Annotated in this window: 17 protein-coding genes, 2 rRNA genes and 1 pseudogene (1 of these 20 cut by a window edge); 10 read left to right on the top strand and 10 right to left on the bottom strand. The window is 58.5% G+C overall.

Going from position 1 to position 21,199, the window contains the following annotated elements:
- Together PCPL58_RS12870 and rrf are read left to right on the top strand one after the other, a co-directional pair.
- Positions 1 to 2,402: ribosomal RNA gene (locus PCPL58_RS12870) — 23S ribosomal RNA — on the top strand (it extends 492 nt beyond the left edge of the window).
- A gap of 154 nt (positions 2,403 to 2,556) precedes the next feature.
- Positions 2,557 to 2,672, top strand: a 5S ribosomal RNA gene (gene rrf, locus PCPL58_RS12875).
- Between the two features lie 154 nt (positions 2,673 to 2,826).
- Here the strand turns inward: rrf and queD are convergent.
- Positions 2,827 to 3,183: a 6-carboxytetrahydropterin synthase QueD gene (gene queD, locus PCPL58_RS12880; protein ID WP_003317991.1), complete on the bottom strand. Its 357-nt coding sequence runs from the start codon at positions 3,181 to 3,183 to the stop codon at positions 2,827 to 2,829.
- Between the two features lie 200 nt (positions 3,184 to 3,383).
- Between queD and PCPL58_RS12885 the strand changes: the two genes are divergently transcribed.
- The 7 genes and pseudogenes from PCPL58_RS12885 to PCPL58_RS12910 all read left to right on the top strand — a co-directional run bounded on the left by PCPL58_RS12885 (position 3,384) and on the right by PCPL58_RS12910 (position 9,009).
- Positions 3,384 to 3,692: a PepSY domain-containing protein gene (locus PCPL58_RS12885; RefSeq protein ID WP_065349559.1), complete on the top strand. Its 309-nt coding sequence runs from the start codon at positions 3,384 to 3,386 to the stop codon at positions 3,690 to 3,692.
- Positions 3,692 to 4,000, top strand: coding sequence for a PepSY domain-containing protein (locus PCPL58_RS12890; RefSeq protein WP_003317989.1), 309 nt, complete (start codon positions 3,692 to 3,694; stop codon positions 3,998 to 4,000). The genes PCPL58_RS12885 and PCPL58_RS12890 overlap by 1 nt, the downstream gene beginning before the upstream one ends.
- Positions 4,000 to 4,668: a response regulator transcription factor gene (locus tag PCPL58_RS12895; RefSeq protein WP_003349419.1), complete on the top strand. Its 669-nt coding sequence runs from the start codon at positions 4,000 to 4,002 to the stop codon at positions 4,666 to 4,668. Before PCPL58_RS12890 ends, PCPL58_RS12895 begins: the two co-directional genes overlap by 1 nt.
- Positions 4,665 to 5,984, top strand: a complete 1,320-nt coding sequence (locus PCPL58_RS12900; RefSeq protein WP_058417271.1) for a sensor histidine kinase — start codon at positions 4,665 to 4,667, stop codon at positions 5,982 to 5,984. Before PCPL58_RS12895 ends, PCPL58_RS12900 begins: the two co-directional genes overlap by 4 nt.
- A gap of 215 nt (positions 5,985 to 6,199) precedes the next feature.
- Positions 6,200 to 6,931 (top strand): annotated as a pseudogene (locus tag PCPL58_RS32630) (cache domain-containing protein); the annotation flags it as partial.
- Between the two features lie 102 nt (positions 6,932 to 7,033).
- A complete protein-coding gene (locus PCPL58_RS32635; RefSeq protein WP_371914162.1) occupies positions 7,034 to 7,789 on the top strand; it encodes a methyl-accepting chemotaxis protein in 756 nt (251 codons plus the stop codon).
- A 149-nt stretch (positions 7,790 to 7,938) separates the two neighbouring features.
- Positions 7,939 to 9,009: an AI-2E family transporter gene (locus PCPL58_RS12910; RefSeq protein ID WP_003371712.1), complete on the top strand. Its 1,071-nt coding sequence runs from the start codon at positions 7,939 to 7,941 to the stop codon at positions 9,007 to 9,009.
- 48 nt (positions 9,010 to 9,057) lie between these two features.
- Here the strand turns inward: PCPL58_RS12910 and PCPL58_RS12915 are convergent, their stop codons facing one another.
- Positions 9,058 to 9,981: an alpha/beta fold hydrolase gene (locus PCPL58_RS12915; RefSeq protein ID WP_065349560.1), complete on the bottom strand. Its 924-nt coding sequence runs from the start codon at positions 9,979 to 9,981 to the stop codon at positions 9,058 to 9,060.
- Between the two features lie 120 nt (positions 9,982 to 10,101).
- Here PCPL58_RS12915 and PCPL58_RS12920 point away from each other — a divergent pair, with 120 nt between their 5' ends.
- Complete coding sequence (locus tag PCPL58_RS12920) at positions 10,102 to 11,058, top strand: AraC family transcriptional regulator (protein ID WP_065349561.1); 957 nt, start codon at positions 10,102 to 10,104, stop codon at positions 11,056 to 11,058.
- Positions 11,059 to 11,125: 67 nt separating this feature from the next.
- On the opposite strand, the gene nuoN is transcribed toward PCPL58_RS12920, so the two are convergent.
- Genes nuoN through nuoG form a run of 8 tightly spaced genes read right to left on the bottom strand, consistent with a single transcriptional unit; the run spans position 11,126 to position 21,131 of the window.
- Entirely contained in the window at positions 11,126 to 12,595 is a 1,470-nt protein-coding gene (nuoN, locus tag PCPL58_RS12925; protein WP_065349562.1) for an NADH-quinone oxidoreductase subunit NuoN, read from the bottom strand.
- A gap of 7 nt (positions 12,596 to 12,602) precedes the next feature.
- A complete protein-coding gene (gene nuoM, locus PCPL58_RS12930) occupies positions 12,603 to 14,135 on the bottom strand; it encodes an NADH-quinone oxidoreductase subunit M (RefSeq protein ID WP_065349563.1) in 1,533 nt (510 codons plus the stop codon).
- Positions 14,136 to 14,174: 39 nt separating this feature from the next.
- On the bottom strand, positions 14,175 to 16,028 hold the full coding sequence (nuoL, locus tag PCPL58_RS12935; protein ID WP_024663375.1) for an NADH-quinone oxidoreductase subunit L: 1,854 nt from the start codon (positions 16,026 to 16,028) through the stop codon (positions 14,175 to 14,177).
- Positions 16,025 to 16,333: an NADH-quinone oxidoreductase subunit NuoK gene (nuoK, locus tag PCPL58_RS12940; RefSeq protein WP_003317980.1), complete on the bottom strand. Its 309-nt coding sequence runs from the start codon at positions 16,331 to 16,333 to the stop codon at positions 16,025 to 16,027. Before nuoK ends, nuoL begins: the two co-directional genes overlap by 4 nt.
- The gene (nuoJ, locus tag PCPL58_RS12945) at positions 16,330 to 16,839 is read right to left on the bottom strand and encodes an NADH-quinone oxidoreductase subunit J (RefSeq protein ID WP_003317979.1); all 510 of its coding nucleotides are present in this window, start codon (positions 16,837 to 16,839) and stop codon (positions 16,330 to 16,332) included. Before nuoJ ends, nuoK begins: the two co-directional genes overlap by 4 nt.
- A gap of 10 nt (positions 16,840 to 16,849) precedes the next feature.
- Positions 16,850 to 17,398, bottom strand: a complete 549-nt coding sequence (gene nuoI, locus PCPL58_RS12950; RefSeq protein WP_002554018.1) for an NADH-quinone oxidoreductase subunit NuoI — start codon at positions 17,396 to 17,398, stop codon at positions 16,850 to 16,852.
- 11 nt (positions 17,399 to 17,409) lie between these two features.
- Complete coding sequence (gene nuoH, locus PCPL58_RS12955) at positions 17,410 to 18,417, bottom strand: NADH-quinone oxidoreductase subunit NuoH (protein WP_003371726.1); 1,008 nt, start codon at positions 18,415 to 18,417, stop codon at positions 17,410 to 17,412.
- Positions 18,414 to 21,131, bottom strand: a complete 2,718-nt coding sequence (gene nuoG / locus PCPL58_RS12960; RefSeq protein WP_065349564.1) for an NADH-quinone oxidoreductase subunit NuoG — start codon at positions 21,129 to 21,131, stop codon at positions 18,414 to 18,416. Before nuoG ends, nuoH begins: the two co-directional genes overlap by 4 nt.
- Positions 21,132 to 21,199 lie beyond the last annotated feature (68 nt).

Genomic DNA, 21,199 nt, shown 5'->3' on the forward strand with positions numbered 1-21,199 from the left:
AATAGATCCTGAAACCGTATGCGTACAAGCAGTGGGAGCCCACTTTGTTGGGTGACTGCGTACCTTTTGTATAATGGGTCAGCGACTTATTTTCAGTGGCGAGCTTAACCGAATAGGGGAGGCGTAGCGAAAGCGAGTCTTAATAGGGCGTCTAGTCGCTGGGAATAGACCCGAAACCGGGCGATCTATCCATGGGCAGGTTGAAGGTTGGGTAACACTAACTGGAGGACCGAACCGACTACCGTTGAAAAGTTAGCGGATGACCTGTGGATCGGAGTGAAAGGCTAATCAAGCTCGGAGATAGCTGGTTCTCCTCGAAAGCTATTTAGGTAGCGCCTCATGTATCACTGTAGGGGGTAGAGCACTGTTTCGGCTAGGGGGTCATCCCGACTTACCAAACCGATGCAAACTCCGAATACCTACAAGTGCCGAGCATGGGAGACACACGGCGGGTGCTAACGTCCGTCGTGAAAAGGGAAACAACCCAGACCGTCAGCTAAGGTCCCAAAGTCATGGTTAAGTGGGAAACGATGTGGGAAGGCTTAGACAGCTAGGAGGTTGGCTTAGAAGCAGCCACCCTTTAAAGAAAGCGTAATAGCTCACTAGTCGAGTCGGCCTGCGCGGAAGATGTAACGGGGCTCAAACCATGCACCGAAGCTACGGGTATCATCTTTTGATGATGCGGTAGAGGAGCGTTCTGTAAGCCTGTGAAGGTGAGTTGAGAAGCTTGCTGGAGGTATCAGAAGTGCGAATGCTGACATGAGTAACGACAATGGGTGTGAAAAACACCCACGCCGAAAGACCAAGGTTTCCTGCGCAACGTTAATCGACGCAGGGTTAGTCGGTCCCTAAGGCGAGGCTGAAAAGCGTAGTCGATGGAAAACAGGTTAATATTCCTGTACTTCTGGTTATTGCGATGGAGGGACGGAGAAGGCTAGGCCAGCCTGGCGTTGGTAGTCCAGGTTTAAGGTGGTAGGCTGAGATCTTAGGTAAATCCGGGATCTTAAGGCCGAGAGCTGATGACGAGTGTTCTTTTAGAACACGAAGTGGTTGATGCCATGCTTCCAAGAAAAGCTTCTAAGCTTCAGGTAACCAGGAACCGTACCCCAAACCGACACAGGTGGTTGGGTAGAGAATACCAAGGCGCTTGAGAGAACTCGGGTGAAGGAACTAGGCAAAATGGCACCGTAACTTCGGGAGAAGGTGCGCCGGTGGAGGTGAAGCATTTACTGCGTAAGCCCCTGCCGGTCGAAGATACCAGGCCGCTGCGACTGTTTATTAAAAACACAGCACTCTGCAAACACGAAAGTGGACGTATAGGGTGTGACGCCTGCCCGGTGCCGGAAGGTTAATTGATGGGGTTAGCGCAAGCGAAGCTCTTGATCGAAGCCCCGGTAAACGGCGGCCGTAACTATAACGGTCCTAAGGTAGCGAAATTCCTTGTCGGGTAAGTTCCGACCTGCACGAATGGCGTAACGATGGCGGCGCTGTCTCCACCCGAGACTCAGTGAAATTGAAATCGCTGTGAAGATGCAGTGTATCCGCGGCTAGACGGAAAGACCCCGTGAACCTTTACTATAGCTTTGCACTGGACTTTGAATTTGCTTGTGTAGGATAGGTGGGAGGCTTTGAAGCGTGGACGCCAGTTCGCGTGGAGCCAACCTTGAAATACCACCCTGGCAACTTTGAGGTTCTAACTCAGGTCCGTTATCCGGATCGAGGACAGTGTATGGTGGGTAGTTTGACTGGGGCGGTCTCCTCCTAAAGAGTAACGGAGGAGTACGAAGGTGCGCTCAGACCGGTCGGAAATCGGTCGTAGAGTATAAAGGCAAAAGCGCGCTTGACTGCGAGACAGACACGTCGAGCAGGTACGAAAGTAGGTCTTAGTGATCCGGTGGTTCTGTATGGAAGGGCCATCGCTCAACGGATAAAAGGTACTCCGGGGATAACAGGCTGATACCGCCCAAGAGTTCATATCGACGGCGGTGTTTGGCACCTCGATGTCGGCTCATCACATCCTGGGGCTGAAGCCGGTCCCAAGGGTATGGCTGTTCGCCATTTAAAGTGGTACGCGAGCTGGGTTTAGAACGTCGTGAGACAGTTCGGTTCCTATCTGCCGTGGACGTTTGAGATTTGAGAGGGGCTGCTCCTAGTACGAGAGGACCGGAGTGGACGAACCTCTGGTGTTCCGGTTGTCACGCCAGTGGCATTGCCGGGTAGCTATGTTCGGAAAAGATAACCGCTGAAAGCATCTAAGCGGGAAACTTGCCTCAAGATGAGATCTCACTGGAACCTTGAGTTCCCTAAAGGGCCGTCGAAGACTACGACGTTGATAGGTTGGGTGTGTAAGCGCTGTGAGGCGTTGAGCTAACCAATACTAATTGCCCGTGAGGCTTGACCATATAACACCCAAGCAATTTGCGTCGAATGACCAGATTGCGGTGACTGTGAAGACGACACGAACCGAAAGTTTGCGTCACGAACGACACCTGAATCGACCATCACATACCCGATTTGCTGAAGCGCGCCGCACGGCACGATTCGGTACCCGAATTTCTTGACGACCATAGAGCATTGGAACCACCTGATCCCATCCCGAACTCAGTAGTGAAACGATGTATCGCCGATGGTAGTGTGGGGTTTCCGCATGTGAGAGTAGGTCATCGTCAAGATTGAATTCCAGAAACCCTCTTCGCTTACGCGTTGAGGGTTTTTGTTTGTCTAGTGCCTGCAAAAACCAGCGTGAGAACACGTCATTCAACATGTACTTCCGATCGACAGGCACAAAAAAACCACCGGCAAGGTGGTTTTTTATTTTCAGGGCAATCAATCCCCGCGGTATTCACATCCGCTGGTGCACGTCTCGTGAATACGGACGGCCGACAGTTCCGGCAGCAGAGGTTTCAACTCATTCCAGATCCATTTCGCCAGGTTTTCGCTGGTTGGATTCTCCAGGCCCGGGATGTCATTCAGGTAGTTATGATCAAGGCGTTCGTACAGCGGTTTGAAAATCGCCTTGATCTCCGAAAAGTCCCGGATCCATCCGGTATGCGGATCAACCTTTCCGGCCAGATGAATGCCGACACGAAACGAATGGCCGTGCAGACGTCCACACTTGTGCCCCTCTGGAACGTGGGGGAGGCGGTGTGCTGACTCGAAGGTAAATTCTTTGAAAATTTCCACTGTGTATTGGCCCCGGAAAAATGGCGATCGCTGACGCGATAAATGCAATCTGCGAGTTTAACAGCAATGGCCTGAAACTCCATGCAAGGGTGAACCTGTCAGAGTGTTTGATGGCACTCGGCCAGATCTATTCAGTTTGAGTTAAGTTGTACCGGTTAAGGTGGGCGCCATAGAAGCACCGATCGTTATGGATACCCTCTATGAAAACGCTGACTACCCTGCTGGCGGCCCTCACATTGGTTTTGACGTCCTGTTTCATTCAGGCGTGCGGCGTCGACCCGCAGGAAGTGCTGCGCCTCAGTGATGCAGGTACGCTTCATTCGGCTGAGAAACTAGACGCCAAAGCGCTGAGCAAACACCCCGATGCCAGTATTATCGGCACGCAGTTCAAGAACATATACGGCAGGTACGTTTACAATGTCGAGCTGCGTGACAAACAGGGTATTGAGTGGGTCCTCGAAATAGACGCCGCCACGGGCCAGGTCTACAGGAATCATCAGGATAACTAATGAATGTCGACAAGCGTCTCTGTGTCATCCTTGGTTTGAGCCTGACCTGCTCTTTTGTGTATGCCAGAGATCTGAATCAGGATGAAGCGCTCAGTTTGCGTCAGCGCGGGGTCATCCTGCCTCTCGAACAGTTCATCGAGCGCGCGATGGGCCTTCATCCGGGCTCTCGTCTGCTCGAGGCCGAGCTAGAGGAAAAGAATAATGTGTACGTGTATGAGTTTGAATTGCTGACCCCTGAGGGCGTTGTCCGCGAGCTCAAGTTCGATGCGCGTGATAGCCGATTGCTGAAAGACGAGGACGATGACTGATGCGCCTGCTACTGGTTGAAGACCATGTTCCCCTTGCCGATGAGCTGCTCGCTGCGCTGGGGCGTCAAGGCTACGCGGTCGACTGGCTGGCCGACGGGCGCGATGCGGTTCATCAAGGCGCAAGCGAGCCGTATGACCTGATCGTTCTGGATCTGGGGCTGCCTGGCATGCCAGGGCTTGAGGTTCTCCAGCAGTGGCGCAGCAAAGGTCTGGCGACCCCCGTGTTGATTCTGACCGCGCGCGGCTCCTGGTCAGAGCGCATAGAAGGCTTGAAGGCAGGTGCCGATGATTACCTGACCAAGCCTTTTCATCCTGAAGAACTGCAACTGCGTATTCAGGCATTGCTGCGACGTTCGCACGGGCTGGCCAACCAGCCCACGCTGGAATCCGCCGGTCTTAATCTGGATGAAGGCCGTCAATGCGTCAGCCGGGACGGCGTGGATATCCAGCTCACCTCGGCAGAGTTTCGTCTGCTGCGTTATTTCATGTTGCACCCTGGACAGATTCTCTCGAAAAGCCATCTGTCAGAGCATTTGTACGATGGCGAAAACGAGCGTGATTCCAATGTCATCGAAGTCCATGTCAATCACCTGAGGCGCAAGTTGGGCCGCGCAGTCGTCGAGACACGCCGCGGTCAGGGCTATCTGTACGGCGGAGCCGGCGGTTGAAATCCATACAGCGACGTCTGAGTCTGGGGCTGATCGCCGTCATGGTCGTTGTCGGTCTGGTGATGGCGCAGACCAGTCTCTGGCTGTTCGAAGTGGGCCTGCAGCGCTACCTGGAGTCAGGTCTGCGCAACGAGAGTGAAAACCTGCTGGTAGCGCTGGTGCGAGGTCCTGCCGGGCTGCAACTGGATGACCATCGCTTGTCCGGTGCCTATCAGCGTCCACTGTCCGGCCATTACTTCCGTATGGACTTGCCGCAGGGGCACTGGCGCTCCCGTTCCCTGTGGGATTTCGAGTTGCCCCAGCCCGGGGTAGGTTTGCATGCCAATCTTGAGCTCGGCAAGACCGGGCAATCGCTGTTGATGCTGACCAGCGAATACCGCAAGTTCGGCAAAGAGGTTTCAATCACCGTCGCACAGGATTACACACCGGTCAGGGCGAGTTTTCGCCTCATGCAGCAGATCGGGCTGGGACTTGGGCTGGCCGCGCTGATCCTGGTGCTGGTATTGCAACGCATCACCGTGCGAAGAGCGCTTCGCCCGCTTGAAACCGTTCGCGAGCAGATTTTTCAGCTCCAGCAGGGCCAGCGTTCACAACTGGACAACCAGGTTCCCCTCGAACTCGAGCCGCTGGTGGCGCAGATCAACCACTTGCTTGCGCATACCGAGGACAGCCTGAAACGCTCACGTAACGCACTGGGTAATCTGGGACATGCCTTGAAGACACCGCTCGCGGTCTTGCTCAGCCTGGCCCTCAGCGGACAATTGGACGCCAACCCTGGATTGCGCAGGACCTTGCAGGAGCAGCTGGAAAATATCCGCCTGCGTCTGGAGCGCGAGCTCAATCGCGCACGTCTCTCCGGTGACGCTCTACCGGGAGCCCGCTTCGATTGTGACGCCGAACTGCCCGGGCTTTTCTCCACGCTGGGCATGATCCATGGTGCTCATCTCCAATTGATCAACGATGTGGAGGCGGGCACGTATCTGCCGTGGGATCGGGAGGACATTCTCGAGCTGCTCGGCAACCTGCTGGACAATGCCTGCAAATGGGCCGACAGCGAGGTGCGTCTGGACATTCTCAGTCAGGATCAGGGCTTCTGCCTGTTGGTGGATGACGATGGACCCGGTATTCCGGAGGCGCAACGCGCAGAAGTGTTCAGCCGTGGCGCTCGTCTTGACGAGCAGATTACCGGCCACGGGCTGGGGCTGGGTATCGTGCGCGATATCGTCGAGGCATGGGGCGGTCAACTGCAACTGCAGGAGAGCCCGGCAGGTGGGCTTCGGGTACGCATCGACCTGCCCGAGCGGACTGCCCCCTAGGGCGTCAGCCAGTATCGTTCAGCGTCTTCATACAAAAGGCACGACAGGTCTTAATGTCCATCGGAGAGTGCCGATAACCTGATTGGGCACCTCTGACTTATAAAAATAACCATAAGGCCAATCCTATGCGTCTCAGTCTGAAAGCCAAGGTTCTGTCGCTGGCAGTCCTGCCGGTTCTGATGTTTGCGCTGGTGATCAGCGCTACGACCGTATTCATGCTGCATCGGCAGGCCGAGCGAGAGGTCAGCGATACGCGAGAGCGCTTACTCAACGAGGCCAAGGCAACGTTGCAAAACTACGTTGCTATCGCCATGACCGCCATCAAACCACTTTACGATGCCGCCGCGCCCGGCGACGACGCTGCGCGTGCCAACGCTATCAAGCTGCTTTCCTCGGTCAGTTACGGCAAGGATGGTTACATCTTTGGCTACGACTCTCAGGTGATCCGGATTTTCAGAAGCAACAGCCCTGACGGTGTGGGCAAAAGTTTTGCTGATGCCCGTGATGCGAACGGCGTCTATATCAATCGCGAGTTGGTGGCGGTCGGCAAGGCGGGCACCCACTATGTAATGTACTCGTCGGCCCTGCCTGGCAAGACTGAACCGGTCCCCAAGATCGGCTATACGGATTATCTGCCGAAATGGGATCTGGTCATCGGCTCTGCCGTCAATATCGATGGCATCGATGCTCAGGTCGCCGTGGTCAGGCAGGGTGTCGAGGCACGCTTGAAGGAGATGCTCTACAGCATTCTCGGCATTACTGTTCTGGTCCTGGTCATTATCGGCATCATCGGAATAGTGCTGACAGGCACTTTGCTGCGCCCGCTCGGCCTGATGAAAAACAGTCTGGATGACATCGCGGCAGGTGAAGGCGACCTGACTCGTCGGCTGGTGATTACCAGCAATGACGAGCTCGGTGATCTGGCAGGCTCGTTCAACAGGTTTGTCGACAAGATTCATGGCATGGTTCGTCAAATCAGTGAAATGACCGGGCAGCTCAATGGCCTGGTCGGCGAAGTCAGCTCGCAGGCACAGCGCTCGGAAACGGCCATGGACCGGCAGCGTCACGAAACCGATCAGGTGGCTACTGCAATCAATCAGATGTCGGCTGCTGCTCAAGAGGTTGCCAAGAGCGCACAGGGTGCGTCCGTTGCTGCTCAGCAGACCGACGAGCAAGGGCGAGCCGCCAAGCGCGTGGTGGATGGCAGCATTCGGCAGATTCACGCGCTGGTCGATGACATCCGCAAAAGCGGCTCTTCACTGGACGTCTTGCAGAAGGATGTTTCTTCCATTGTCAGTGTGCTGGGCGTCATTCGCTCGATCGCCGAACAGACCAACCTGCTGGCACTCAATGCTGCCATCGAGGCCGCCAGGGCAGGGGAGGCAGGACGCGGTTTTGCCGTGGTCGCCGACGAAGTACGGGCACTGGCCAGCCGGACACAGCAGAGCACGCAGGAGATCCAGGGCATGATCGACCGCTTGCAGCAGGGCACTCAGGAGGCGGTGACAGCCATGCGCCGTTCCAGCGAAGCAGGCGACGGCACCTCGGCGCAGGCCAACGAAGCCGGTACATCGCTGGTGAGCATCGGCGAGCTGATCGCGACCATCAATTCGATGAACGCGCAGATCGCCAGTGCCGCAGAAGAGCAGACGGCGGTTGCCGAGGAAATCAATCGCAGCGTCCATCAGATCGCGGGTGCAGTCGAGAGTGTCGCCGATGAAACCCGGCAAAGCGCCCAGACATCACGCAGCCTGGCCGAACTCGGCGCACGCCTGGACGGTCTGGTCGGTCAGTTCAGGGTCTGATACCTCTCCGGCAGGGGTGTAAACCCCTGCCACAGCCTGTACCCGGCATCGCCGTCATATTGCCGTCATGGAAGATGGCACTCGTGCGCTCGTGTGCTGACTAAGCTCTAGACCGGGCGCGATGCGCGGTCTAATGACATGGACAGGACATGAACGAAACCACGCTGCAATACAAAACCCTCATTCTGCTACTGGTACTGGTGACCATTGCCTTCATATGGATTCTGCTGCCGTTTTATGGCGCAGTGTTCTGGGCGGTCATCCTCGGGATCATCTTCGCGCCTGTGCAGCGCAAGTTGCAGATCAAGTTCAACTGGTCACGCAATCTCACCTCCCTGTGCACCCTGACGATCTGTCTGGTCATCGCGATTCTGCCGGTGATCGTGATCAGTGCCTTGTTGGTTCAGGAGGGCACCACGCTGTACAAGAACGTCGAGACCGGGCAACTGGATATTGCCGGCTATCTGGCCGAGTTCAAGGACCTGCTGCCGCACTCCATTCAGGCGCTGCTTGATCGTCTGGGCATGGGCGACCTGGAAGGGTTGCGCGACAAAATCGCCAAGGGTGCGATGCAGGGCAGTCAGTACCTGGCGACGCAGGCATTCAGCTTTGGGCAGGGCACATTCGACTTTGTCGTCAGCGTCTTCATCATGCTCTACCTGCTGTACTTTTTTCTGCGCGACGGACAGGAACTGGTGCGCAAGATCCGCACGGCCTTCCCGTTGGGCGAACAGCAGAAGCGTCGTCTGCAGCTCAAGTTCACCCGAGTGGTACGTGCCACGGTCAAAGGCAACGTGGTGGTCGCGGTGACGCAAGGTGCGCTGGGTGGCTTCATCTTCTGGGTGCTGGACATCCCGAGTGCGCTGCTGTGGGCGGTGATCATGGCGTTCCTGTCGCTGTTGCCTGCGGTAGGGGCCGGGATTGTCTGGGCGCCAGTGGCGGTCTACTTCCTGCTCAGCGGCATGATCTGGCAAGGCGTGGTGCTGGGCTTGTTTGGCGTCTTCGTGATCGGTCTGGTGGATAACGTACTGCGCCCCATCCTGGTGGGCAAAGACACCAAAATGCCGGACTACCTGATCCTTATTTCCACGCTTGGCGGCATGTCGGTCTTTGGTCTGAACGGCTTTGTGATCGGACCCCTGGTGGCTGCGCTGTTCATCTCCAGTTGGGGATTGTTCAGCGGCTCCGGCTCCAAGAAACCCGTGAGACTGCCAGGCTGACATTGGCAGGTCGCGTGGTCGACACAGACCCGCGCATGAGAGCAGGTCTCATTCTGAGCTTTTTGCCGCGATCGCAGCCGAGTCCATGAAGGCGGCCAGATCGGTATTGAAGCGCGATGCTTCTTCCAAAAATGGCGCGTGGCCTGAGTTTTCGTACACCTTCGATTGAATTCGAGGATTGAGCTGCCGAGCGCGTGCGATGCTGGGCTGAAGGTTGACCAGTTCATCCTTGCCGCCATACAGCATCAATACCGGCACCTTTGCCTTGGGCAGGCCTTCGGCCACATCGACAGTCATTGCAGGCGTAGCACGGGTCATTGCCCACGATGCCATCGCAGCACTCGACACCAGCCGCTCGAAAGTCGGTGCGTCCGGTTGTGTGTGGAAGCACAGTCCGAGAAAGGTACGTACTGCATCAAGGTGGGTTTTCAGGTCCTCTGAACTCAGGCCGGCATATAGATGAGGGTGGGCTGTAATCAGGGCCGCGTTAAGCTCGATGACACCATCAACATACACAACGCCGCCGATCTTCGCGTCACCATAGGCGGCGAGGTAGTTGGACATGACCACGCCGCCCAATGACCAGCCGACCAATACCGGACGCTTGCTTGTAGTGGCTTCAAGTACCGCTGCCAGGTCGTCCGCATAGCGACGCCCGTTACGGTACGCCTCGACACTGTCGGGCTTGTCGGAAAGCCCGTGACCGCGCAGGTCATAGGTAATCATTCGGTAGCGCTGCAGTTGGGGACTGGCGATCTGCTTTTCCCAATTGAGGCGACTGCCCAGCAGACCGTGAATGAAAATCAGGGCCGGGCCGTTCGGATCGCCTGATTCCTGCACAGCGAGTTTGACGCCGTCAGGGGCTGTGACGGTGTAGTGTTTGTCTACTGCCAGGGCCAGTGACGATAGTCCGGTCAGCAGCGCAGCAAGCAAGGTATTGCGCAGCAGGTGAACGAAGCGAATGTGATTCATGAGGCTATTTCCACGCGGTAGAAGTGATGGGCGCACTGTAGGTCGATGACGCAGGACGGTCTATGACGTAAAATCCTGATAAATTGATTGATCGTCCTGAACTCGAAGTGGCCTCTCTCCATGCAAGCCCCGTCAAATGACCCCATCAGCGAGCTGCTGCTCGGTATGCGTCTTTTCGGCGTTCAATTCCGCAGGCTGGAAGTTGTGCCGCCTCTGGGTGTTGGCTTCACTAACGCAATCGGACGAGCGCAGTTTCATTTCGTCGGGCGTGGGCCGGTCTGGCTACGCAGCGCTGAGAGCGTTCTGTACAGGCTCGATACCGGCGACGCGGTTCTTATTCCGCGCGGTGGGCACCACGCTGTGTTGACGGCCGAAGACACGGCTGCAAGCGATGTACAGCTGTTTGATCCGTCTACCGGCATCAGCGATGGCGTTCACGATCGGGCTGATGCCGAGGAGGGCGGAGCGGTTGATCGGGCGATTATCTTCAGCTGTTGCATGGAGTTGGAACTGGGCGGCATGCAGCCGCTTGTTGCCGCCATGCCGGATGTCATGCAGGTCAGTACTCTGCTGGAAACGTGCCCCGAGCTGCGGCCCATGCTCGCGGCAATGGAGCGTGAAGCCTTGATGCTACAGGCCGGGCACGCAGGCATTCTGGCACGTCTTGCTGAAGTCGTGGCCGCGCTGCTGGTGCGTGGCTGGGTCGCGGGTGGCTGTGGGAATGCCACAGGCTGGCTCGGTGCTTTGCAAGACCCTCGGCTGAGTCGCGCCATCGTCATGATGCACCAGCGTCCAGGCAGACGCTGGACGGTGGCCACGCTTGCCCATGAGGCCAGGCATTCCCGCTCTGTGTTCGCACAGCGCTTTCTCGAGGCAACGGGTATGCCGCCATTGCAGTACCTGACGGAGCTGAGAATGCGCCTGGCGTTTCACCGCCTGAGCCGCGAACACTGTTCTCTGGAGGCTGTTGCCAGTCAACTGGGTTACGGTTCATTGGCCGCCTTCAGCCGTGCATTCAAAAGAACGGTGGGCCTATCCCCAGGCGCTGTGCGTTCCGCGAAAAGCGTTGCCGGGTAGCCGTTCCAGCCGTTTTCGGAGACAAAAAAAGCCCTGCTCAAGAGCAGGGCTTTGCGTTTGCGCAGGATCAGCCTGCTACGTGCAGACCGGCATTGACCACCAGATCGAGCAGCGGTTGCGGGTAAACACCCAGCACGAAGGTCAGGATCGCAACGGCCAGCAGCATCACACCACCTGTGCGCTGAGCCCAGTTGATGGCTGCGTCGTGGCGAGGAAGCTTGTTGTCGACCAGATACATGGTGACCATCACACGCAGGTAATAGAACACGCCGATGGCGCTACCGATGACCAACGCCCCGATCAGCCACCACAGCTGCGATTCGACACCGGTGGCGATGATATAGAACTTGCCGATGAAACCAGCGGTAAGCGGGATACCTGCCAGCGACAGCATCATCAGGGTCATGACTGCCGTCAGGTAAGGGCGACGCCAGAACAGACCGCGGTATTCGAACATCGCGTCGGCATCACGTCCGCTGTAAGGCGAAGACATCATGGTGATCACGCCGAAGCTGCCCAGCGAAGTGAGGACGTAAGTTGCCAGATAGACACCAATCGCCTCGACCGCCATGCCTTTGCTGGCCACCAGCGCAATCATCAGGTAACCGAAGTGAGCGATGGAGGAGTAGCCCAGCAGACGCTTGAGGTTGGTCTGAGTCAGCGCAAGCAGGTTGCCGACCAGGATCGACGCTACGGCGATGACTGCCAGTACGTCATGCAGGACACCGCTGCTGGCTGCCGGTGAAATCTGGAACAGACGCACCAGTACCGCAAATACCGCCACCTTGCTGGCGGTTGCCAGGAAGGCCGCGACCGGCGCAGGGGCGCCTTCGTAAACGTCCGGGGTCCACAGGTGGAAAGGTACCAGTGACAACTTGAAGGCCAGGCCGACTACCATCATGCCCAGACCCAGGCTGGCAATCGGGCTCGGCATACCGGTCGCTGCGATGGCCTTGCCGATACCGTCGAAGCTCAGCGAACCTGCCTCTGCGTACAGCAGCGCCATACCGAAGAGCAGGAACGCGGACCCTGCGGCCGACAGGACCATGTACTTGATGCCGCCTTCCAGCGAGCGCTTATTGAAGAAGGCATAAGCCACCAGCCCGTAGACCGGCACCGACAGCAGTTCCAGGCCGATGAACAGGCCCGCCAGATGCCGAGCACTGACCAGCACCAGCCCACCGGCCGCTGCCAGCAGGATCAGCAGGTAAAGCTCTTCGCGATTGCCCGGATACCCGGCCTTGCCGTCACCCAGATAGGCGTGCGCCATGGTCACGCAAGCGAGGGTAGAGGCGAGGATGATCGCCATGTACAGGCAGGCAAAGTTGTCGATATGCAGCAGTGGCGTCACGACCAGAGGGGCAACTTTCAGTGCTGGATAGATCGACAGCAGGGCCAGGTTGAGGCCTGCTACCGAAAGCAGGAACGTTTGCGAGTGATTGCGGCGCCATGCGATCGCCAGCATCACCACGACAATGGTGAGGCTGGTGATCAGCAGTGGCGCAAGCGCAATAAAGTGTTGAATCGTCAGGTCCATAGCGCTCTTACCGGGCCGAAGCGAGTTGAGTGAAGGCAGTGCCTAGCCATTGCTGCACGCCGTGCATGGTCGCTGCCGAAGTGTCGAGGAACGGCTGCGGGAACACCCCGAGCACGACCAGCAACACGGCAAGGCCCAGCACCATGATCATTTCCCGTCCGTCCATGCCCTTCAGAACCTCGTCGGACTTCGACGGGCCGAAGTAGGCGCGGTGGATCATGATCAGCGAGTAGACAGAACCAAATACCAGACCGGAGGTGGCGATCGCCGTGATCCATGGTGAGCTGGCGAAGCTGCCCAGCAGAATCAGGAACTCGCCGACGAAGTTGCCAGTGCCCGGCAGACCCAGAGAGGCGGCGGCAAAGAACAGGCTGATGGCCGGGATGTAAGCGATGCGTGACCACAGGCCGCCCATCTCACGCATGTCGCGGGTGTGCAGGCGCTCGTACAGCTGACCACTGAGAATGAACAGTGCCGCAGCCGAAAGACCGTGGGCGATCATCTGGATCAGTACGCCTTGCAGCGCTTGCTGGCTGCCCGAGTAGATACCGATCAGTACGAAGCCCATGTGCGAAACGCTGGAGAACGCGATCAGGCGCTTGATGTCAGTCTGGGCAAATGCCAGGAATGCGCCGTAGAAGATACCGACCAGCCCCAGCGTCATGGCAATCGGTGCGAACTCGGCCGATGCGTTGGGGAACAGCGGCAGGGCAAAGCGCAGCAGGCCGTAAGCCGCCGTCTTCAGCAGGATACCCGCCAGGTCGACGGAGCCTGCAGTCGGTGCCTGGGCATGCGCATCCGGCAGCCAGGAGTGCAACGGCACCACCGGCAGCTTGACGGCGAAGGCAATGAAGAAGCCCAGCATCAGGATGTACTCGGTGCCCGGTGCCAGTTTGGTCTTCAGCAGGTCGGCGTAGGCAAAGGTGATCACGCCGGTCTGATTGAAGTGCACCAGCACCAGACCCAGGATCGCCACCAGCATGATCAGGCCGCTGGCCTGAGTGAAGATGAAGAACTTGGTGGCTGCGTAGATACGGGTTTTCTTCCCATCCGAAGAACTGTGACCCCAGAGCGCGATGAGGAAATACATCGGCACCAGCATCATTTCCCAGAAGAAGAAGAACATGAACAGGTCGATGGCCAGGAACACGCCGACGACACCGCCCAGGATCCACATCAGGTTAAGGTAGAAGAAACCGACCTTGCGCTGGATTTCCTTCCACGAGCACAGCACCGACAGCACACCCAGAAGGCCGGTCAGCAGGATCATCAGCAGCGACAGGCCATCGAGTGCCAGATGCACGTCGCTGCCGAAGCGGGTGATCCACGGATGGTGGAATTCCAGGGTCCAGGTCGGATCGGCACCCGGCACCGGCGCGTAGCCGAAGTTGCCGGTAGCCCACAGCCAGAGGCCGAGAACCAGTTCCAGGGTCATTGTCAGCAACGCAATCCAGCGCGGCAGGGTAGAGCCGAAGCGCTCACCCAGCCAGCACAGCAGGCCGCCGATGAAGGGGATCAGGATTAGCCAGGGCAGAATCATGACGGGCTCAATTCCTTTCGCAAATTCGCAAGGTTCATATCAGATCGCAACCAGAACGACGGCACCGAGTACCAGAACGGCACCCACGGCGATCGAGGCAGCATACCAACGCAACTGGCCGGTCTCGGTGCGGCTCATGGTGTCATGACCGCCTTTGACCAGACGTGGGATCAAGCCGATGGTGCGGTCGAACGGATCACTACGCAGTACATGGCTGATTGCCAGATACGGCTTGACGAACAGCTTGTCGTAGATCCAGTCGAAGCCCCATGCCGCGAACCACCAGGCCGAGAGGAAACGGCCCGGAGCGCTGTTGGCGATAGCCGTCGCCAGGCGGCGCTTGCCGAGGAACAGCAATGCTGCCAGCAGGATACCGGCCAGCGCGATGGCGCCAGAGGCGATCTCCAGGCTGTGCTTGGCTTCGCCACCGGCATGGCCGACGCTCTGCGGCAGCACACCGGCCAGGGGCGGAGTGATCCACGCGCCGATGAACGTCGACAGTACGATCAGCACCGACAGTGGCAGCCAGTGAGCGATACCGTGACCTGCGTGTGCTTCGGTCTTGGCTTCACCGTGGAACGCGATGAAGATCAGACGGAAGGTGTACAGCGACGTCATGAACGCGCCCACCAGACCGGCATACAACAAGCCATTGTTACCGCTGGCAAATGCTTCCCAGAGAATTTCGTCCTTGGAGTAGAAGCCCGCCGTCAGCAGCGGCAGGGCGGAAAGAGCAGCGCCACCGACGATGAAGCTGGCGTAGGCCAATGGCAGTTTCTTCCACAGGCCGCCCATCTTGAAGATGTTCTGCTCGTGGTGGCAGGCAACGATCACCGCACCGGAAGCAAGGAACAGCAGCGCCTTGAAGAAGGCGTGGGTCATCAGGTGGAAGATCGCGCCTTCCCAGGCGCCAACGCCCAGTGCCAGGAACATGTAACCGATCTGGCTCATGGTCGAGTAGGCGAGGATACGCTTGATGTCGGTCTGCACCAGTGCGGCGAACCCCGCCAGAACCAGCGTGACGCCGCCGACAATGCCGACCAGATGCAGGATGTCAGGTGCCAGTGCGAACAGGCCATGAGTACGCGCAATCAGGTAGACGCCCGCCGTGACCATGGTCGCTGCGTGGATCAGCGCCGAAACAGGAGTAGGACCGGCCATCGCATCCGCCAGCCAGGTTTGCAGTGGCAGCTGTGCAGATTTACCGACCGCACCGCCCAACAGCATCAAGGTCGCCAGCACGATCCAGAAATCGCCGACCTTGAAGTGTTCCGGCGCCCGGACCAGCAGTTCCTGCACATTGAGCGTGCCCAATTGCTGGAACAGGATGAACAAGCCGATAGCCATGAACACGTCACCGATACGTGTGACGATGAACGCTTTGAGGGCTGCGTTGCCGTTGTTGCGGTTGCTGTAATAGAAACCGATCAACAGATAGCTGCACAGGCCCACGCCTTCCCAACCGAAGTAGATGAACAGCAGGTTGTCGCCCAGGATCAGGAACAGCATGCTGGCAATGAACAGGTTGGTGTAGGAGAAGAAGCGCGAGTAGCCCGCTTCACCGCGCATGTACCAGGACGCGAACAGGTGGATCAGGAAGCCGACACCAACCACGACGCCCAGCATCGTGACGGACAGCCCGTCCAGATACAGCGCGAAGTTGGGCTGGAAGCCATCGACGTCCATCCAGCGCCACAGCACCTGCGTGTAGTGACCGCCTTCAGGTGGTGCCACGTTGAACTGCCAGATGACCCAGGCCGTGACGATGGCTGACAGGCCGATGGAGCCGACACCGATCAGCGCAGCGAGGTTTTCCGAGATGCGTCCACGGGAGAACGACAGCAGCAGAAAACCGATGAGGGGGAATACGAAAGTCAGAAAGAGAAGGTTCATCCGCGCATCTCGCTGGCAGCATCGATATCGAGAGTGTGGAAGCGGCGATACAGTTGCATCAGGATCGCCAGGCCGATACTGGCCTCGGCTGCCGCAAGGCTGATCACCAGGATGAACATCACCTGCCCGTCCGGTTGCCCCCAACGGCTGCCGGCCACAACGAACGCCAGTGCAGCGGCGTTCATCATGATTTCCAGGCTCATCAACACGAAGAGAATGTTACGGCGCACCATCAGGCCGACCAGACCCAGGCAGAACAGGACCCCGGCGACCGCCAGACCGTGCTCAAGAGGGATAGCATTCATTGGCTTGGCTCCTTGGCCTCGTTGCGGCCCAGATGGAAGGCCGTGATGGCTGCTGCAAGCAACAGCATCGAGGCGAGTTCCACCACCAGCAGATAGGGCCCGAACAGGCTGATGCCGACTGCCTTGGCGTCGACCGTGGTGTGACCGACACCAGCGCCGGTCGGGTTGGCGAACAGCACATACAGCAACTCGGCCAGCAACAGCGCGCCGAGAATGACCGGGCCGATCCAGATGCCGGGTTTTAGCCAGGCACGTTCCTGCTGAACCGAGGCCGGGCCGAGGTTCAGCATCATCACCACAAACACGAACAGGACCATGATTGCGCCCGCGTAGGCAATGACTTCCAGCACGCCGGCGAACGGAGCGCCGAGGCTGAAGAACGTCATTGCTACGGCGATCAGCGAGATGATCAGGTAGAGCAGGGCGTGCACCGGATTCGTGTTGGTGATCACCCGCAGGGTGGACACAACAGCGATACCGGATGCGAAGTAGAAAGCGAATTCCATCTTTACTTCCTTAAGGCAGCAAGCTCTTGACGTTGATCGGCTCGGCTTCGTTCTGTGCGGAGCCCTTGGGCTTGCCGCCGATGGCCATACCGGCAACGCGATAGAAGTTGTAGTCAGGGTTCTTGCCGGGTCCGGAGATCAGCAGGTCTTCCTTCTCGTACACCAGATCCTGACGCTTGAAGTCGGCCATCTCGAAGTCCGGCGTGAGCTGGATCGCGGTTGTCGGGCAGGCTTCTTCGCACAGGCCGCAGAAGATGCAGCGCGAAAAGTTGATGCGGAAGAAGTCGGGGTACCAGCGTCCGTCCTCTGTTTCTGCCTTCTGCAGCGAAATGCAGCCGACGGGGCAGGCTACTGCACACAGGTTGCATGCCACGCAGCGCTCTTCACCATCGGGGTCGCGGGTCAGGACGATGCGGCCGCGATAGCGGGGCGGAAGATAAACCTGCTCTTCGGGGTATTGCAGGGTGTCGCGCTTGCGAAAGCCGTGGCCGAAGACCATGACCAGGCTGCGCAACTGGGTACCCGTACCCTTAACGATGTCACCAATATATTTGAACATGGGTCAAATCCTCACTGAACCGAGCCTGCCGGTGTGTTCAACAACACAATCGCAGCAGTCACCAGCAAATTGATCAGGGTCAGCGGCAAACAGAACTTCCAGCTGAAATCCATGACCTGGTCATAACGCGGGCGCGGGATGGAGGCGCGCAGCAGGATGAACAGCATGATGAAAAACGCGGTTTTCAAGGCGAACCAGAAGAATGCCAGCGATGGCAGAATGTCGAACGGGCCGTGCCAGCCACCGAAGAACAGCGTCACCAGCAGCGCCGAGATCAAGATGATCCCGATGTATTCGCCCACGAAGAACATGCCCCATTTCATGCCGGCATATTCAATGTGGTAGCCGTCAGCCAGTTCCTGCTCGGCTTCCGGTTGGTCGAACGGGTGGCGGTGAGTGACCGCGACGCCTGCGATGAAGAACGTACAGAAGCCGAAGAACTGCGGAATGATGAACCACAGGTTCTGCGCCTGATACTCAACAATGTCGCGCATGTTGAACGAGCCTACCTGAACCACGATGCCCATCAGCGCAAGGCCCATGAACACTTCGTAGGACACGGTTTGTGCCGAAGCACGCAGGCTGCCCAGCAGGGCGAACTTGTTGTTGCTCGACCAGCCGGCGAACAGCACCGCATACACGGACAGACCGGCCATGGCGAAGAAGAACAACAGACCGATGTTCAGATCCGCGACGCCCCAGGTCGGGGTGATCGGGATGACCGCAAAGGCGATCAGCAGGGCGCTCATGGCAACCACCGGCGCCAGGGTGAATATCACCTTGTCGGCGAACGGTGGGGTCCAGTCTTCCTTGAAGAACATCTTCAGCATGTCGGCTGCGATCTGGAACATGCCGAACGGACCCACACGGTTCGGACCATAACGGTCCTGCCACCAACCCAGCAGACGACGTTCGATGAAGCTCAGCAGGGCACCACAAACCACGACCGCCAGCAACACCACGATGGCCTTGACCACTGCAATGATTGCGTCGATCACATCAGGGGTAAACCAGGTCATTGCGCTGCCTCCTGCAGACCGTCAACGGATTTGCCGAAGAGTGCTGGCGGAATGCCAGGCAGTCCTGCCGGCAATGCCACAAGGCCTGCGCCCAGTTCTTCGCTGATGCGCAACGGCAAGGTCAGCGTTTCACCGCTGATGCTCAAGGAGAGCAGGGCACCGTTGTTGACGCCGAGACGATCGGCTTCGGACTTGGCCACTGCGACATAGGCCTGCGGGATGCGTTCCTGAACCGGCGCGGCCAGAGACGAGGTTTCGTCGCTGCCAAACAGGTGGAAGAACGGCACGACCTGCCAGGTGCCGCGCTCTGGAGAGAACGCACGTGGCACGCTGGAGAACCACGACAGACCATCGCCCTGGCTTTCGATCAGGCGAGTGCCCGGGTCGCCGGCGCGCAAGTGACCGCCGACTTCGTCCTGAAACTTGTTCCAGGCCTGCGGCGAGTTCCAGCCCGGCGACCAGGCGAATGGCACCTGCTGACGAGGCTCGGCCGAGCCCGAGTAGCCTTCCATGGAGAAGGAGAACGCTGTGTCGATGTCTTGCGAGGTGCGCGGCTCATGCACGCTGATATTGGCTCGCATCGCGGTACGGCCGCTATAACGCAGCGGTTCGCGAGCCAGTTTCAGGCCTTTGATGCGGAACGACGCAGACGGCGCGGCGTTGACGATACCCGCCAGTTGCGGGGTGCTGCTGGCGCAGGCCTCGGTGACGTGGTCGAGTTGCGTCCAGTCAACCGGCTTGTTCAGCAAGGTGGCACGCAGGGCATGCAACCAGCGCCAGCCTTCGTGGACCAGGATGCTGGCATCCAGATAGGTCGGATCGAAGACCTGGAAGAAGCGCTGGGCACGGCCTTCCTGGCTGACCAGTGTGCCGTCGCCTTCAGCGAAGCTGGCAGCTGGCAGGACCAGGTGGGCGCGGTCGCTGGTCGGGGTTTTCTGATGGTCAGCGACGATCACGACCTTCGCAGCGCTCAGTGCGGCGTCGACGATCTTGGCGTCCACACGACGATACAAATCGTTTTCCAGCACCACGATGGCGTCGGCCTTGCCGGAGATCACCGCTTGCAGCGCGGCATCTACGGACTCGCCGCCGAACATCGCCAAGCCCATGCTGTTGGCTTCAGGCACGATCAGGCTGATGGAACCCTGCTTGTCGCGCAGCTTCAAGGCCTTGGCGATGTTGGCAGCAGCTTCGATCAGCGCTGTCGAACCCAGCGAACTGCCGGAAATGATCAGCGGTCGTTTGGCAGCCAGCAGCGCATCGGCAATGCGTTGCGCCAGTTCCAGCGCCTCGCTGTCCAGACCATCGACGGCAGGTGCGCTGGCGTCCAGGGCATGAGCCACGGCAAAACCGATACGCGCCAGATCATCGGGCGCTGCATGTACGCATTCTTCTGCAACATCGTCGAGACGGGTTTCGGCGAGGCTGGCGATGAACAGCGGATTGAGCTCGTGCTGACCGATGTTCTTCACGGCCGCGTCGAGCCACGGCTGGACTTTCATCGCCGCAGCCATGTCTTCAGCCTTGCCTTTGACGGCCTGGCGCAAGCCCAGGGCCATACGTGCCGCCGTTTGGGTCAGGTCTTCGCCGAGGACGAAGATGGCATCGTGATCTTCGATATCGCGCAGGGTCGGGATCGGCAGCGGGCTGTCGTTCAGGACCTTGAGCATAAGTCTGATACGCTCCAGCTCACCGGCTTCGATACCGCTGTAGAAATGCTCGGCCCCCACCAGCTCACGCAGCGCATAGTTGCTTTCGAGGCTGGCGCGAGGAGAGCCGATACCGACGATGTTACGGCCGCGCAGCAGGTCCGCCGCCTTGTCCAGCGCCTCGTCCAGGCTCAGTTTGACCTGGCCGTCGACAAGCAATGGTTGGCGCGGGCGATCCTTGCGATTGACGTAGCCGTAGCCGAAACGTCCGCGGTCGCAGAGGAAGTACTGGTTGACCGAGCCGTTGTAACGGTTTTCGATGCGGCGCAATTCACCGTAGCGTTCACCCGGGCTGATGTTGCAGCCGCTGGAGCAACCGTGGCAGATGCTTGGTGAGAACTGCATGTCCCACTTGCGGTTGTAGCGCTCGGAGTGGGTCTTGTCCGTGAACACACCGGTCGGGCAGACCTCGGTGAGGTTGCCGGAGAACTCGCTTTCCAGCGTGCCGTCTTCAACGCGACCGAAGTACACGTTGTCATGGGCACCGTAGACGCCCAGGTCGGTGCCGCCCGCGTAGTCTTTATAAAAGCGTACACAGCGATAACAGGCGATGCAGCGGTTCATCTCGTGCGCGATGAAAGGCCCCAGCTCCTGATTCTGGTGGGTACGTTTGGTGAAGCGATAACGGCGCTCGTTGTGGCCGGTCATCACGGTCATGTCCTGCAGGTGGCAGTGACCGCCTTCCTCGCAGACCGGGCAGTCATGCGGGTGGTTGGTCATCAGCCATTCGACGACACTGGCCCGGAAGGCCTTGGACTCATCGTCTTCGATGGAAATCCAGGTGTTGTCGGTGGCTGGCGTCATGCAGGACATGACGATACGACCGCGTGTGTCGTTCTCGTCGGTGTACTGCTTGACCGCGCACTGGCGACAGGCGCCAACGCTGCCAAGGGCAGGGTGCCAGCAGAAATAAGGGATATCGAGGCCCAGCGACAGACATGCCTGTAACAGGTTGTCTGCACCATCGACTTCGAGCGCTTTGCCGTCTACGTGAATAGTAGCCATGGTTCAAAGGTCTTCGTTGGCCCGTTGTCAGCGGGCGTGGCTAATGGAATCTCGGTAGTACCCGTATC

It is taken from the genome of Pseudomonas cerasi, assembly GCF_900074915.1.
GTDB lineage: Bacteria > Pseudomonadota > Gammaproteobacteria > Pseudomonadales > Pseudomonadaceae > Aquipseudomonas > Aquipseudomonas cerasi.

Excerpts from the sequence above, each read along its gene's own strand:
- nuoH (WP_003371726.1), bottom strand. The coding sequence starts at position 18,417 with ATGACCTGGTTTACCCCTGATGTGATCGACGCAATCATTGCAGTGGTC.
- PCPL58_RS12890 (WP_003317989.1), top strand. The coding sequence starts at position 3,692 with ATGAATGTCGACAAGCGTCTCTGTGTCATCCTTGGTTTGAGCCTGACC.
- PCPL58_RS12885 (WP_065349559.1), top strand. The coding sequence starts at position 3,384 with ATGAAAACGCTGACTACCCTGCTGGCGGCCCTCACATTGGTTTTGACG.
- PCPL58_RS12915 (WP_065349560.1), bottom strand. The coding sequence starts at position 9,981 with ATGAATCACATTCGCTTCGTTCACCTGCTGCGCAATACCTTGCTTGCT.
- nuoN (WP_065349562.1), bottom strand. The coding sequence starts at position 12,595 with ATGGACCTGACGATTCAACACTTTATTGCGCTTGCGCCACTGCTGATC.
- nuoM (WP_065349563.1), bottom strand. The coding sequence starts at position 14,135 with ATGATTCTGCCCTGGCTAATCCTGATCCCCTTCATCGGCGGCCTGCTG.
- nuoL (WP_024663375.1), bottom strand. The coding sequence starts at position 16,028 with ATGAACCTTCTCTTTCTGACTTTCGTATTCCCCCTCATCGGTTTTCTG.
- nuoG (WP_065349564.1), bottom strand. The coding sequence starts at position 21,131 with ATGGCTACTATTCACGTAGACGGCAAAGCGCTCGAAGTCGATGGTGCA.
- nuoJ (WP_003317979.1), bottom strand. The coding sequence starts at position 16,839 with ATGGAATTCGCTTTCTACTTCGCATCCGGTATCGCTGTTGTGTCCACC.
- nuoK (WP_003317980.1), bottom strand. The coding sequence starts at position 16,333 with ATGAATGCTATCCCTCTTGAGCACGGTCTGGCGGTCGCCGGGGTCCTG.
- PCPL58_RS12910 (WP_003371712.1), top strand. The coding sequence starts at position 7,939 with ATGAACGAAACCACGCTGCAATACAAAACCCTCATTCTGCTACTGGTA.
- nuoI (WP_002554018.1), bottom strand. The coding sequence starts at position 17,398 with ATGTTCAAATATATTGGTGACATCGTTAAGGGTACGGGTACCCAGTTG.
- PCPL58_RS12920 (WP_065349561.1), top strand. The coding sequence starts at position 10,102 with ATGCAAGCCCCGTCAAATGACCCCATCAGCGAGCTGCTGCTCGGTATG.
- PCPL58_RS12895 (WP_003349419.1), top strand. The coding sequence starts at position 4,000 with ATGCGCCTGCTACTGGTTGAAGACCATGTTCCCCTTGCCGATGAGCTG.
- PCPL58_RS32635 (WP_371914162.1), top strand. The coding sequence starts at position 7,034 with ATGGACCGGCAGCGTCACGAAACCGATCAGGTGGCTACTGCAATCAAT.